We start from the raw sequence: 14542 nt of genomic DNA on the forward strand, positions 1-14542 counted from the left end.
CTTTCTGAGACAGGGAATGACCTCAACTGATACGCTTAGGACCGGCCTGAGCGGAAATGTTTCGACGTTCCTGCCATCGGTGGGCCTCAACGGCGCGATTCCAGGCAGCGATGTTTCTGTCCGTGGAAATCAAGTGTGACGACGTTGAAGCCGGGATAGGCACACCGAATCATTGATCGTAGAAGGACACGACCCATCGCAGCCGGCTCGCCCGTGTCATCTATGCAGAAATTGTGCAGATTTGCTCCCAGCAATCATAAGGTGTATCGTTGATTGTCGTGTCTGAGCCGGCCTGGCTGGACTGTCGCGGGGGAGGAGTCTAGCGATGCGCAGATGTTCGGTAGCCCTTGTAGCGACGGCGTTAGCTACATTTTGTAGCCCTGCCGAGGCGCAGGCGCGGTGTCCTGAATTGGAGAAGCTGCGAAGCGAGGCCGCAGAGATCGCCAAGGGAACGATCGGTGTTGCAACATCCGCACGATGCGACGCCTACAATCACTTTTCTATAACATGGGGTAGGATCGTTCGCTATGCCAGCGATCATCGCGAGTCGTGTGACATTTCCAGTGTTTCGCTGACCCAGCTAGAGAATCGTCATCGTGAGGCAGTGAAGGCGCGCGACGCTATCTGCACGAGCCGCCCCCTTCAGCCATTTCCGCCGGACATCGTTCGACACTGAGAGAGCTTTGGCTGAGCCATTTCGGCCTGGCCTCGGCATGCGTCGAGGCGGATAGGCACCAGAACATCCTGTCTCGTGTTCTGCTTAAGATGCGGCTCCTGAACAGCGTCGTTTGAAACTCGCGCTCGTCGTATCTCTACCAGGAGCCGCGATGAACACTTGCGCGACGATGATTCCGTCGTCTCGACGATGCGCAGCCAGCGAACTATTGCGTTTCACAAATCCACAAGTCCGAGGTACCAGCATGGCGCGTTCGCCTGATAATCCAAACCGCAATCCGTTTGCCCCTCAAGGTCCTGGCCTGCGAGAAAAGGTCCCCACAGAGATTCCCACAATCGATCAGCTGATGCGGGGGCCTCAGCCTCGTCCCTGGTGGGAGCTTCTTCCGCCGCCGCCATCATCGACGGATCCCAGTCCATACGCCCCCGTTCCAATCATACCGCCTCCACGCGATGTGGATCCGCCTTCTCGTCCTCCCGAGTGGCTGTTTGGGCCACCTTATATAAGTAGGATTTCAACGCCCGCGCCGTCTTCGGAGCCGGCGCCGCGCGGGCTTCCGGCCTTGTTGGCGGAAATTGGCGCATTTGAACCTTCGAATCCGGAAGCGGCGCCTGCCGGCGGGCTGCCCGGCCTCATTCTGGAATACCTGCGCAATAGCCGCGAGCGTGGCTACTAGCCGGCAAGATTGCTGTGTCATGACGGTCGTTGACGGGGCGCCTGTGATGACCCGCTTTTCAAATGAGATCAAACGACATGACTATGCCGTTCCCATGAGGGCGTCCTACTGCCGGCCACGCACGACGTCACGATCGTCGCCACGTGAAAAGTCGCCCATGCGCGTGTGATGGGCATACCGCCCGAAGAGTTCGGCGTCGAACGCGGCGCCCGCAGCACCCGCGATTGCAATTACTGCTTCAACGAGGTGATGACGAAGACCGAGGCCGTTAAGTCCGGCAGGCGGGTAGATTTATGCAGAACTTGTGCAGACCTACTCACGCGACAACCCCAAGATGTATTGTTGATCGCGGTGCCCGCAGTGTGTAGTCTTGGCCGACTGACTATCTGCCGAGCATCCATGTCTATCTTCGACTTCCTTATCGGGGTAGTTGGATAATCGTGCATCGCTATGCTTGGGATGTGTAATTTCGGCTAGTTGGTGAACCTGCCAGGCAGCGCATGCACATTTTACTTCAGATACTGATCGAAATAGTGGGGTACACGGTAGCACGATTTGCACTGCCACTTTTTTCGTCCGGCAAGATTTGTGTTCAGCCCCTCACCGTTTCCTCAGGGCAATTCAATTTGCTCGGCTATCGGCGCGACGAACATGGGCGGATCGAGATCGAATCGACAGCCGCAGGCGTCGTAGGACTTGTCATCTGCCTCATCGTGGTTTTTGGACTTGTTCTGCTCGTCAGGGCAGGCCTCTGAACACTTCCCACCCGCGAAATGTTCTGGCGAGGGCGATGTGAGGCGAACGTAAGACGTTTGTTATCTGACGCGTCCTCGATCCGAGTGCTGCAATCTCATTGTGCAAACTTCATTTCAAACTAAGGCGGAGACTTCTGATGTGGAGTTTCTTGGCACGTGAAGCGGCAAAGAGGATTGGTGGTGCGATCGTCGCTAATAAGATTGCTGGTGTCGACGAGCCGAATGGACCGGAGGCCTACGCAGATCGGATTAAGAGAGATTTTCGTCTGCATGACTATGCTGATGCATGGGCTCTTTACGATTCAGACCGTGCTTACTGGGAAAATTACTACCGACCGCAACCGAATGGCCCCGCGAACAACGCGTTCGTACGGGACTCTGCGGCCGTAGCCGGCATTCCCAGTCGAAATAACGTCTTCGAGCATGGATTCCCGGAGTCCGGCTCGGTGCAGCCTTCGATAGGAAGGATACCTTCGATACGCACGCCGAATGGCTTCGCGTGGAACAATGAGTTTGTACGCGATTCCGTGGCCGCAGCCGGTGTTCCAAGCCGAAACAACGTCTTCGAGCATGGATTCCCGGGATCCGGTTCATTGCAGCCTCCCGCCGGAGATGCGCGTCCATCGCCGTCGAATATCTCCCCTAGAGGTGCGCTTCCCATTCCATTTTTTCCACTCGCTTTCCAACGAGCGCCCCGCGGACTTCCAGCCCTGTTGGCGGAAGCAGGTGCGTTCGATCCATCAGGTCCGGACGTGCCGCCGAGTGGCGGGTTGCTAGGCCTGATCCAGGAACATCTGCGCAATCGCTGAGCGATCGACGGCTGGTGCTGAACACGTCTTGTACCGCGAGACGAGGTGGGTCCTTGGCCGCCGTATCGACATTCCCCGCGCACAAATTGGAGAAACAGATGAACATTGCACCCCCCTTGAAGGCGGCTCCGGCCTTGCCGGCGCCTTCGCTGCCGGTCGCGCACGACGTCACCATTGTTACCACGCGGAAATTCGCTCAAGCCCGCGTGCTTGGCGTTCCGCCGGAGGAGTTCGGCATCGAACGCGGCGCACGCAGCATCCGCGATTGCAACTATTGCTTTCACGAGGTGGTGACGAAGACTGAGGCGCAATTGATCGCCGAGGGTTTTGACGCCGAGCAGATCAAGTCGCTCGACGACTACAACGGACATAGCAATGTCGAGACACTGGCCCGCGACACCGCGGACGAGCATTTTGGCGGGCCTGGCGACAGTATTAATGCGGCCGCGCGGCTGGTCCGCATCACCGAGCATTATGTGCGCATGGATTATGAAGGCGATGGCCAGCCCTCGCTCTATCAGGTCATCACCGGCGGCGACCAAAGTGAGATCCTGCGCAAGGGCGGGCGCGATTGCATCACGCCGTTCGACGCGATGCCGTTTGCGGCCACAACGCCGGTGCCGATGACGCATCGCTTCTTCGGCCGCTCGATTGCCGATCTCGTGATGCCGCTGCAGCGGGAGAAGACCGCGCTCAAGCGCGGCGCGCTCGACAATCTCTATCTGCACAACAACCCACGCGTGGAGGTTTCAGAGGCTAATGCCGGCCCGAACACGCTCGACGATCTCCTGGTGTGGCGGCCAGGCGGGGTGGTTCGTACCAAGACGCCGGGCGGGCTGAACTGGCAGGTGGTGCCCGACATCACCACGTCGATCTATCCGATGATGCAATATCTCGACGCCGAGCTCGAGACCCGCACCGGGCTTTCGCGGCAATCGCAGGGCATCGACGCTAATGCGCTGCAGAACCAGTCGGCGACGGCAGTGTCACAGATGTTCTCGGCTTCGCAGATGCGGATCAAGCTTATCGCACGCCTCATGGCCGAAGGGGTGCGCGATATCTTCGCGCTGCTGCACGGCACGATCCGCAGGCATGGCCAGTCGCAGCAGACCGTGCGGCTCCGCAATGCCTGGGTCGCGGTCGATCCGCGCGCCTGGAAGACGCGGGACGACATGACCATCAATGTCGGCCTTGGTTCCGGCGCCAAGGCGCAGCAGTTTTCGCAATTGATGGCGCTTGCCAACATCCAGAAAGAGCTGATCGCCGGCGGAAAGGTCAACATGGTCGGCGATCGCGAACTCTACAACACAGCGGCGGAGCTGACGCGGATCATGGGACACAAGAATCCGGGCCGCTTCTTCAACGATCCGACCGCGGTCAATCCACAGACCGGCCAGCTTCTCCATCCGCCGCCGGCGCCACCAGCGTCGCAATCGGATCCGAAATTGCTGGCGTTACAGGCGAGGGCCCAGGCCGAGCAACAGAGAATACAGTCCGATGCGATTCACCAGCAGGTCAAGATGCAGGCCGAAATCGAGCTGGCGAAGATCAAGGCCGAGCTCGACGCCAAAATGAAAGTGCTGGAGACACATCTGAAGGCCACGACCAAGCGGCAGAAGATGCAGCATTCCCAGGCCCGGCACGACATGGAGGTCGCGGAGGCGGCGCTGAGGATGGTGGCGGCTGGCGAACGTCACGATGCGCAAGCGAAGGACAGGGAGTGCAATTGCGATGTCTGACGAAAACAGGCTGGGTCAAGCAGTGGCAAAGGCAGTGCGTGCGCAGGAGCTGGTCGATAGCGAGCCTCTGACCGAGGCCTTCAGGACGCTCGAGGAAAACTACAGTCTTGCCTGGCGGGCGACGGCGATCGACGATGTAACGGGTCGCGAGAAGCTCTTCCTTGCGATCAACATTGTCGGCAAGGTTCGCGATCATCTGAACGCCGTCGTCGCCAACGGCAAGCTGGCGCAAGCCGAGTTGAAGGAGCTAGCGCAGGTCGCGGAGCGGAAGAAGCGGTTCGGAATTTTGTGACAGGTAACGAGGGCACGGCCAACACGTTCGAGGGGAGAGGACTTGACTTCGTTCTTATTTTGTTCTAGTCGGGCGAAGCCCGATTTCGTCATCTACCTACGGCTGTATCGCCGACGTTGCATTTCTTGTTTGCTCGCGATGCTTATTCCGAGGGTGCTTGCGTAACGTAAAACGAGCCTTGCACGTGCGGGCCTGTCTGTTGTTTCCGGATTGAACAAATATGGTGAGTTACGCCTTCGACCAGGGATGCCGGACGAACGGAGCTTGGACTTCTCAAACTGAGCCTCCGTACGTAATGCTTCTAGTTCAATGAATCGCCAGATACATTAACGCCGGAAGGTACGCAGATGGCTGCTGTATTCGTCGTCGGGGCTGTGATGGCTTTTATCTGGACGGCCGCCAAATACCAGATGGTCTACCATTCGGTGATCGACTCGCTTCCTCCGCAATTGTCATCACGTTATGCGTTTCCCGTTTACGCGCTAAGTCCTTCAACACCGCTGGAGCTGCAAGCGGAGTATGTGAAGTCGCTGTGGGGTGGGAGCGTGGGATTTCTCTGTGTTTCATTGTGCTTCTTCTCGCTCCAGGAAATCGGCGCTGGTTGTGCGGCATTTGCTGTTTTCTGCTGGAGCGTTGTTTATTCGGTCAAGGCCAGGAAGAACTACATGGAGAACTGCAGTCAGGCGTTGGCGCGGGAGCAAAAGGAAAGTCCACAACGACAGGAGCCGGATGCATGAGTCGATCCTTCTGGTCAGCCGCTAGACGCCGGATGTCTAAGAGTCTGTGATCGACTTTGTTTCCTTTGCCGCTCGCGATGCAAAGACCTCGCATTGCGCATCTCTGATTGCCGATGGGTCCTTTGGCGGCGCACCCCTGTGAGCCGAATACAAGGGCGCGGTGGACTTCAAGCGTTCTAGTTCATTGCGCCTCTTTCTCTCCGACCAACTGATCAGCATTGGCCGTGCTTGCCTAGCCGCTTTGCCCGGCAACTGCTTTCGACGATCAGGTCCGAACACCCAAAAAATGAAATTGCAATCGGGCGGTAGCCCTGAGCGATAAGGAAGAGACATGACAGCAGGAAGTTACGCCGGAGCAACCTTTGGACTCCCGTTTGGATTGGGGGGCGGCCTGTACATCGACAGCCACGGGCGAACCTACCCTCAGCTCTACGGCGGCACCCCCGGCTTAAGTCTTTCGGGCGGATACACACCCGATCTCGAAGGGCTCTTGACGGGGCCGTCCATTTCGTGGAGCCCGGGAATGGGAGCCGTCCGATACAATGTCGGAGGAAACATAGATACTGTTGGGGCTGGCGTCGGGACTGTCACTGTCGGGACACCTTCTGTCGGCGTCACTCATGGGTTTGGGCCCCTCGAGGCATCAAAAGACTATTCGAAGCCGTGGATGGCGCCTGCCATTCGCGATTCGGCGGCCAGAGCGGGCGTGCCCAGTCGTTACAACGTTTTCGAATACGACTATCCGGATTCGAACGCCGGTTCGCCAACCTTCGATGAGCCTTGGAACGATGTAGGGCGTTCCGCGAACGGTGCGGTCTCTTCGCCAACTCCTTGGCCGAGCCAGCCGCGAGGGATGGCCGCGCTACTGATGGATCACATCCGACGGCTGAATGAGCAGGAGGCCAACAAGCCACCGGCTTCGGCATTCGAAGTCGGAGCACTGGCCGTACCTTTTGTTCCTGACGATAGCGAGGGTTCATTTGCCGATCGCTTCGGCGATCGTCCGCCGATCCGGAAATTGTCGCGACACGGCCGACGATGAGTTGCGCTTGAAGCCGCGCCCGGAGTTCTCCTCTCTAGTTGCTCTGTGGCTATCGCAGCCGATCGAAAAAAGTTGACATGTCGGGCAAATCACTGGCATAAAGTCATCATCGCAAGAATACTGAAGCCCGCGGACAGAAAACTGGCCGCGGGCTTTTTGAATCGGTCGTAGCGCCGATCTTGTCATTCGATCCGAACATCATCGTCGTTTGCAGCCGCATCGACACCGGTTGCCGTCGCAAAGCGGATTGACCAATTGACAATGCTGACCCTGCGCGATGCGCAGGCGCCCGGCCAAGAATGTCTCGCAAGCCGAACCGGAAGCCGAGGCTTCCGCACCATCGCGTAACCGAGATGTGCCCACCCTGAACCAATCATCACCCGCGCCGCCAGCGTGAGGAACACGTTCGCATGCATGCGACGCGTTTCTCTTCTGCGCCGTGATTACACAAAGGACGAACAGATGGCTCTACCTGCCAATACCGTCACCACCTATTCCGCGGTCGGTAACCGTGAAGACCTCAGCGATATGATCTATCGCATCGATCCAACCGACACTCCCTTCATGAGCGGCGTCGAAAAGGAAAAGGCGACCGCCGTAAACCATGAATGGCAAACGCAGTCGCTGGCGCCTCAGTCCACCGCCAATGCCCAGCTTGAAGGCGACGATCCCGGCGCCAATCCGACCATGGTGACGGCTCGTCTCGGCAATCTCTGCCAGATTTCCTACAAGGTGGCGCAGGTGTCGGGCACGCAGCAGGCGGTCGACCACGCCGGTCGTGACAACGAGCTGGCCTATCAGGAAATGCTCAAAGGTCTCGAACTCAAGCGCGATATCGAGAGTATCCTTTTGACCAACCAGGCCAAGGTGGCAGGCAATACGACCACGCCACGGCGGACGGCGTCGGTCCTTTCCTGGATCGTATCCAATACGTCGAAGGGAACAGCCGGCGGCGCCGCCGATCCGAGCGTTGCGGACGGCACCGCGATCCGCACCGACGGCACTCAGATCGCATTCACCGAAGCGCGACTGAAATCGGTGCTGTCGTCGATCTGGACCAAGGGAGGCAAGCCGGGAATCATCTTCACGGGCCCCTTCAACAAGCAGGTGTTCTCGACCTTTACCGGCCGGTCCACGGCGATCGAGGAAGCCAAGTCGAAGAAGATCGTGGCCTCGGTCGACGCCTATGAGTCCGATTTCGGCAAGCTCAAGGTGGTCGCCAGCCGTTTCCAGCGCGACCGCGACGTCCTGGTGCTTGAAATGGAAAAATGGGCGGTCGCCTATCTCAACGGCCGCAACATGACATCAATCCCTCTCGCCAAGACGGGCGATTCCGATCGTTGCCAGATCCTCGCGGAATACGCCCTCGTTGCGCGCAACGAGAAGGCCTCCGGCGGAGTGTTCGATAACACCACGACCTGACGCTTCGCCTGTCGTTTCGGATTGCGCGTGACAGCCGAAAATCGCGGGCTTCCGGGCCTGGTCCTTGCGATCAGCCCGGAATTGCCGGCGCATCCTGAAAATCATCTTGGAGACCTGAGACATGCCGCTTCCAGGCAATCGCACACTCAATACCGCTGATCTCACCGCCTATACGCCGTCATGCGGCGCGTCGCCTGTCGCCGCCTACGTCCGCGTGCCTTTCCGCTGCCGTCTGACGAAGGTCGCCGGCATTCTCGGCGGTGCCATCACCACCGCCGACGGGACCGTCACGATCGCCGCGAACGCCGCGACGCTCGCGACATTTACCGTGACGCAGGCCGGCTCTGCCGCCGGCCAGCTATTTTCGGTGGTACCGCCATCGCCCACCTATCTCAACGAGGACGACGTCATCGTGCTGACCCCATCCGGTGCCTCCGGCGCGTCGGTGCCGATGCATTTTTCAATTGCCGTGAGGGCCGCCTGATGTCGTTCTTTCCGAAGAATCCTGCCTCTCGCGTCGGCGCCAGTCAGACCATTGCCTACGACTCCAGCGTCGGCATTGCGAGCGCCTTCAGCGCGGGGACGTATCAATTGCGCCTGGCTGCGAACTCCGCCTGTCACTACAAGATCGGCGATGGCGTGCAAACAGCGACCACCGCCGACGCCTTTCTGCCGGCCAACACCATCGAATACGTCATCGTCAGCCCGGGCCAGCGGATCTCGGCGATCAAGGCCGTCACCAACGGCCTGGTTACCGCAACGGCGGGGACGCTCTGGGTCACGGAGATGTCGTGATGGATGGCGTCTTGGTGCGGCCGCATCTCGATAGCAACGGCAGAGACCTTGCGATCGAGCACATCCAGGATGTCGAGCCCATCCTGGAGTGGAACAAGCAGGCCAGGAGTGACGAGCAGCGTAGCGATTGGGGACGCCATGTCGCGCGTATCCCCAACGTCATCTACGTCAAATGGCTCGATGAGGAGCACGCAAGCGGCAACACCGGCTTGCGGATGTTCACGCCGGAGTTCGATCTGATCGTGCAGCGAAAGCTTGATGATCCCGAGTGGGCCTATTTGCGCACCGACCGACCAAAACTGCAGGCTGGCTGGTCAGCGGAGCTGCCATGACGCAAATCGTGGATTATGCATCACTGCAATCGGCGGTGACCGAATATCTGGCGAGGGATCAGGACACCACACCGATCGCGCGGATCCCGACATTCATCCAGCTTGCCGAAGCGAAATTCAACCGGCAATTGTTCGTACGCCAGATGGAGCAGCGCGCAACGGCGCTGGTCGATCTCGGTTTCAGCGAGCCGGAATTCCTCTCGCTGCCGGCTGATTTTCAGTCCATGCGACGCGTCCGGCTGTCGAGCGTGGCAGGAAAGCCTTGTCTCTCCTTCAAGTCAGGCACGCAGCTAGACGAGTATCGCTTCGGCATATCCGATGTCGCGGGACAGCCGCGATATTTCACGGTGTTCGGGGACGAGATCGAACTCGCGCCCACCCCGGACGCCGCCTACACCGTCGAGATGGTGTACCGGCGAAGCATTCCACCGCTCGCCACCAACGATCCGAACTGGCTCCTGACGCTTGCGCCGGATCTCTATCTCTACGGCGCGCTTCTGGAATCCGCCCCGTACATGAAGGAGGACGGGCGGATCCAGACCTGGGGGCTTGGCTTCTCGAGCGCGCTCAACGAGCTCAACAATCTCGGACTGACATCTACCTTCAACGCTGGCCCGATGACCGTTCACGTCTCGGGCCAGGTCATCTAGGGGTTTCCTGGCAAATGGCGTCGTTCAACAAGTTCAATTGCTTCGTGCTCGATGTCGCAAACGCACTGCACGACATGAAAACCGGTACTTCGCACGTATACAGGATTTACCTGAGCAACACGGCTCCCGTAGCGACGAACACGGTCTACAACACACCCGCAGATCTCGCCACCGCGAACGGCTACACGGCCGGTGGGGTCAGCGTGGGCACAGTTACCGGTACGCAGACCTCCGGCACGTTTAAATTCACCGGCGGAAGCGACCCGGCATGGACGGCGTCCGGAGGATCCATCGGTCCGTTCCAGTATGCGGTGCTCTACAACTTCACCTCGGCCACGAAGCCGCTGATCGGCTGGTGGGACTATGGAGCACCGATCACCCTGACCAATGGAAATACGTTCACGGTCGATATCGACCAGACGAACGGCATCTTGACGATTACCTGACATGGCATCCTTGCTCAACCTCTGCCGTTTCAATCCGACCTCTGGCGGCACAACGGATTGGATCTATTCGAGCACGGTGACCGGCTATCAGTCGCCTGCGGCCGCGGGAGCGGTCAATGGTGCGACCTACAGCTACCGGGCCGAAAGCACCGATCTTTCGCAATGGGAGGTAGGGACCGGCACTTACAATTCCGGAACGGGCGTGCTTGCTCGAGGGGCGGTGCGCTTCAACTCGCTTGGTACGACGGCGAAAATAAACTTCTCGGCGCCTCCGCAGGTCGCAGTCGTCGCGCTCGCAGAAGATTTGCAGATGATTCGGACCGTCAAGGTTCAAAAGTTCACCGCGAGCGGAACATACGCGCCATCAGCTGGAATGGTCCATTGCATCATCGAGTGCGTAGGCGGTGGCGGAGGCGGAGGCGGATGTGCCGGCACAGCGGCTTTCACTTTCGGCGCATGCGGCGGCAGTTCGGCCGGATACTCTCGGACGTTCGCGACTGCCGCGATGGTCGGGGCTTCTCAGACCGTTACCATTGGAAATGCGGGGGGCGGGGGGAACGGCGCTAACGGCGGCAGCAACGGCACAGCAACAAGTGTCGGTTCGTTGTGCGTAGCCAATGGCGGGTTTGGAGGTGGATTTGTAAACAGCGCCTCCGCCACGGTGGGGCCAGCCGGTGCCAATATTGGTGTTGGTGATCTTGCGCTCCCTGGCCGGGTAGGCGGCAATGGTCAGTACATAAGCCAAGGTTCGAGCGGGACTAGCATCATTTCGTGCGGCGGTATCGGTGGGGATTCGTTCTTTGGTTGCGGTGGACAAGGCGCTTACGCTGGCGGCGCTGCCGGGCAGGGTGGAGCTGCTACGGGTTACGGGGCTGGTGGTGGCGGGGCGTCGTCGAACGTGACCGCGAATGGACAGGGCGGGAGCGGCTCGCCTGGTCTCGTCATTATTACCGAATTTTGCACTCAGTGAGCGGAAACACAAAGAATGTCGCCTCTCGGCTCTGATGCGATCGGCCGTCTTGCGCTTGGACAGCTTCCGCGCATTGGGCTAACCAACACAGTTTTGATTGCGGACGGCGGAGCCTATGCTGTCTCGGGACAGAATGCTGCGTTTAAATCGATACAGTTTTGCGGTGTTGGCATATTCGCGTTAGCAGGTAAATCGGCAGATCTTCGGATCGCACTGGCTGCCTCACTCGCCTCTTATTCGGTGGCCGGTGTTGCCGCAACGTTTCAGCGTCGGCTCTCAGCCGCCGCCGGCGGTTATTCCGTTGGCGCTAACGCTGCCGCATTTGCAACGAGAATGCTGTCGTCAGCTGCGTCCTTGGCGGTTTCAGGGCAGGTCGTCGACCTCGAACCGTCGATGGCGTGCTCCGCCGGAGCTTGCGTGATTGAGGGCTTCGACGCGGCTTACACACGCGACTTCGAAGCCTGGTTTCCGCGCCCATTCGACACCGACTATTGGCTGGCCGTTGGAAGCAACGGCGAGGCCTGGACGCCGAAGACGCCGCAGTCGGAAACATGGTCCGTGCATGCGGCACAGCCGTCGCCCTGGACGGCGGCAATCAAGCAATCCGAGAACTGGACAGTTGAATAATGCCGCTCATTCCCTTCGGTGAATACCGCCCCGACGTCAGTGATTATGAAGGCCAAGCCACCAGGAATATTCGCAACGTGATTCCGCGCGGCGATGGCTACGGTCCGTTTCCTGGACTGTCGACCTACACCACCGCGCTGCCGTCCGCCTGCCGCGGGGCATTTTACGCGCTCAAGTCGGATGGAACGGTCATCACGTTCGCCGGCACCAGCGACAAGCTCTACCGGCTCAACAATACGGATTTCAGTTGGATCGACGTTTCCAAGGGCGGCGGAACGTATATTGCGCCAACCTTTGGCGGGCAGGTCGCCAATTGGCAGTTTGCCCAGTTCGGCAATCTGGTCTTCGCGACGCACGCAAATACAGTCCTGCAGGTTTTCGACCTGTCTTTGTCCGGCGCGTTTGCGGATTGTGCCGGCTCGCCGCCTCAAGCGGCCTACATATCCGTGATCGGCCGCTTCCTTGTGCTATCTGGCTTGTTGTCAAACCAATACCGGATTCATTGGTCTGGGTTGAATGCCACGACGACGTGGGAAAGCGGCACGAATTCGTCGGACTATCAGGACTTTCCTGACGGTGGCGTTGTTCGCGGCGTCGCCGGCGGCGAGCACGGGATTATCTTTCAGGACCAGGCAATCCGGCGCATGTCGTATGTCCCGGGATCTCCGCTGATCTTCCAGATCGATCGTATCACCCAGGACAAGGGCCTTTACGCGCCATATTCCATCGTCCGTGCGGGCGAAAAAATCTTCTTCTATGCCGGCCAAGGATTTCACAAGATCGAGCCCGGCGGTGTCCCCGAACAGATCGGCCGGGAAAAGGTCGACCGCACGTTTCTTGCCGATCTCGACAAGAGCAATCTGCAGCTGTTCATCGGTGCGGCTGATCCGCGAAGCACACGTGTGTATTGGGCTTACAAGTCCGTTTCCGGCGCGGTCGGCACCGTCTATGACAAGCTGCTCGGCTATGATTTCCTGCTTGACCGGTTCTTTCCGGTGTCGGTGACAGGCGAGTATCTGCTTGGTGTTTCGCAAACGGGACTGACGCTTGAAAATCTCGACAGCATTTCATCTTCGCTGGATGCGCTGACGCTGAGCCTCGATGCCTATGCGACCGCCGTTCAGCCGGAGATCGGGCAGTTCGACGGCTCGCATGCGCTTGGCTTCTTTCGCGGCGCCAATCTCGAGGCCACGATGGAAAGCGCCGAGCAGGGGACCGACGAAAATCGTCTCATCATCCGTGGCTTCCGACCCGTCACAGATGCGCTTGCGCTCTACGGCTCGGTCTCTTATCGCGATACGCCGTCGGCGCCGTCGGCGTCCGCCGACGAAGTCGCGGTCAATACCAGAACCGGCCGCTGCGACCTGATGCGCGATACCCGCTACTCGCGGTTCAAGGTTCGTATCCCCGCCGCGACGACGTGGACGTTCTGCGCCGGCGTGGTGCCGGACCTCACGACGGGTGGCACGCTATGACGGCCTATGTACCAGGGATCACCGAGACCGATCTGAAAAAGGTCATTCTCGCCCTGCAGCAGCTCGCGGCTGGCCGATCGAACGCAGTAGGAAGCGTGACGCTCGCAACGGGATCGGCGACCACGACGGTGACCGCACGCCTCGTGGGCGGCGAGGTAGACCTGCAGGTCACCGCACGCGATGATCCCCGATGCGGCTTCGACATCACGTCCAGCGCAGCAGCCGCACCGGCGATCGCCAGAGATCTCGATGTCTATTCGACCGACGCTTGGCGAGGAGTTTGGGTCTGACGAGAATGCCGATCGAGGAGTAGATGGCGGTCCACTAACGGTGCCGCGCAGGACGCTCGGGGTCGAGGCAAGTCCCTCAACCTCGGCGCCGCCGGAGAAATCAGGCGTCGCCAGGCGCCTTGCGGCTGAACAGCCGGGCTTCATCGCTAGCAGAGAGAAGACGCCGCGCTCTACCCAATGAGGAGACCGCTTCGCCTTCCACATCCAGTATAGACCGATCTTGTGTTCGAAGAACTCCGGTACCGGATAGATTCCCCATTGAGCCAGGAACAAGCGGTGGTGGGCAGCCGCTGCCCATCACTCTGAAAGCCGAGCTTCAAGTGAAAAGAGAGTTTCGAGAATCGGCTTCGCAAACGTGAGCCTCTTTCTGAAGACTTCAACTACTGACATATTGTTCTCCTTTGTAGCTCTTTCCTACACAACCACTCCGAGAACATCAATGATCGACCTCAACGCCCTTGCTGCGGCGAATGCGAAGTGCTGGGCAAATGCCAAGCTGACGCGGAATTTCGCGTCTGTTGCCCGGCATCTGGTCGCCGCGAACGCGAAGACGCACTATCAAGCAGTCTCAGCTAAAACCGGCGTGCCATGGGCGGTGATTGCCGTCATCCACCAGCGCGAGTGCTCGCAGGACTGGGGTGGGTCATTGGCGCAGGGTGATCCCCATAGGCGTTAAGGTAGCGGGAGCATCGATTGATACCGACGTTTTCGAGGAGGCTCGTGTAGGTGCCGGCCAAGCGCTCGTTTTCTGCGGCGGAAGCAACGGATGGTTGGTTGTGGAATGATCGCTTGTAGCAAGGATGCAACGA

16 protein-coding genes are annotated in these 14542 nt (G+C 59.3%); all 16 read left to right on the forward strand.

What is annotated here, in order from left to right:
* The first annotated feature begins 2244 nt into the window (after positions 1-2244).
* The 16 genes from RX331_RS10455 to RX331_RS10530 all read left to right on the forward strand — a co-directional run bounded on the left by RX331_RS10455 (position 2245) and on the right by RX331_RS10530 (position 14409).
* A complete protein-coding gene (locus RX331_RS10455) occupies positions 2245-2916 on the forward strand; it encodes a hypothetical protein (protein ID WP_317256476.1) in 672 nt (223 codons plus the stop codon).
* A gap of 98 nt (positions 2917-3014) precedes the next feature.
* The gene (locus tag RX331_RS10460; protein ID WP_317256477.1) at positions 3015-4655 is read left to right on the forward strand and encodes a hypothetical protein; all 1641 of its coding nucleotides are present in this window, start codon (positions 3015-3017) and stop codon (positions 4653-4655) included.
* Entirely contained in the window at positions 4648-4947 is a 300-nt protein-coding gene (locus RX331_RS10465; RefSeq protein ID WP_317256478.1) for a hypothetical protein, read from the forward strand. The genes RX331_RS10460 and RX331_RS10465 overlap by 8 nt, the downstream gene beginning before the upstream one ends.
* Positions 4948-5294: 347 nt before the next feature.
* Positions 5295-5684 (forward strand): hypothetical protein, encoded by a 390-nt coding sequence (locus RX331_RS10470; RefSeq protein WP_317256479.1) that lies wholly within the window; start codon positions 5295-5297, stop codon positions 5682-5684.
* A gap of 667 nt (positions 5685-6351) precedes the next feature.
* Positions 6352-6726, forward strand: a complete 375-nt coding sequence (locus tag RX331_RS10475; protein ID WP_317256480.1) for a hypothetical protein — start codon at positions 6352-6354, stop codon at positions 6724-6726.
* 462 nt (positions 6727-7188) lie between these two features.
* Complete coding sequence (locus RX331_RS10480) at positions 7189-8148, forward strand: DUF5309 domain-containing protein (RefSeq protein WP_317256481.1); 960 nt, start codon at positions 7189-7191, stop codon at positions 8146-8148.
* Between the two features lie 121 nt (positions 8149-8269).
* Complete coding sequence (locus RX331_RS10485; RefSeq protein ID WP_317256482.1) at positions 8270-8632, forward strand: hypothetical protein; 363 nt, start codon at positions 8270-8272, stop codon at positions 8630-8632.
* Positions 8632-8943, forward strand: coding sequence for a hypothetical protein (locus RX331_RS10490; protein WP_317256483.1), 312 nt, complete (start codon positions 8632-8634; stop codon positions 8941-8943). The genes RX331_RS10485 and RX331_RS10490 overlap by 1 nt, the downstream gene beginning before the upstream one ends.
* Positions 8943-9275, forward strand: coding sequence for a hypothetical protein (locus RX331_RS10495; protein ID WP_317256484.1), 333 nt, complete (start codon positions 8943-8945; stop codon positions 9273-9275). The genes RX331_RS10490 and RX331_RS10495 overlap by 1 nt, the downstream gene beginning before the upstream one ends.
* A complete protein-coding gene (locus RX331_RS10500; RefSeq protein WP_317256485.1) occupies positions 9272-9925 on the forward strand; it encodes a hypothetical protein in 654 nt (217 codons plus the stop codon). Before RX331_RS10495 ends, RX331_RS10500 begins: the two co-directional genes overlap by 4 nt.
* Before the next feature lie 14 nt (positions 9926-9939).
* Positions 9940-10371 (forward strand): hypothetical protein, encoded by a 432-nt coding sequence (locus tag RX331_RS10505; protein WP_317256486.1) that lies wholly within the window; start codon positions 9940-9942, stop codon positions 10369-10371.
* Position 10372: 1 nt separating this feature from the next.
* Entirely contained in the window at positions 10373-11341 is a 969-nt protein-coding gene (locus tag RX331_RS10510; RefSeq protein ID WP_317256487.1) for a hypothetical protein, read from the forward strand.
* 15 nt (positions 11342-11356) lie between these two features.
* On the forward strand, positions 11357-11968 hold the full coding sequence (locus RX331_RS10515; protein ID WP_317256488.1) for a hypothetical protein: 612 nt from the start codon (positions 11357-11359) through the stop codon (positions 11966-11968).
* Complete coding sequence (locus tag RX331_RS10520) at positions 11968-13443, forward strand: hypothetical protein (RefSeq protein WP_317256489.1); 1476 nt, start codon at positions 11968-11970, stop codon at positions 13441-13443. The genes RX331_RS10515 and RX331_RS10520 overlap by 1 nt, the downstream gene beginning before the upstream one ends.
* Positions 13440-13733, forward strand: a complete 294-nt coding sequence (locus RX331_RS10525; protein ID WP_317256490.1) for a hypothetical protein — start codon at positions 13440-13442, stop codon at positions 13731-13733. The genes RX331_RS10520 and RX331_RS10525 overlap by 4 nt, the downstream gene beginning before the upstream one ends.
* A gap of 439 nt (positions 13734-14172) precedes the next feature.
* On the forward strand, positions 14173-14409 hold the full coding sequence (locus RX331_RS10530; protein WP_317256491.1) for a hypothetical protein: 237 nt from the start codon (positions 14173-14175) through the stop codon (positions 14407-14409).
* Positions 14410-14542: the final 133 nt, after the last annotated feature.

The organism is Bradyrhizobium sp. BWA-3-5, assembly GCF_032917985.1.
In the GTDB taxonomy this organism is placed as follows: Bacteria; Pseudomonadota; Alphaproteobacteria; order Rhizobiales; family Xanthobacteraceae; genus Bradyrhizobium.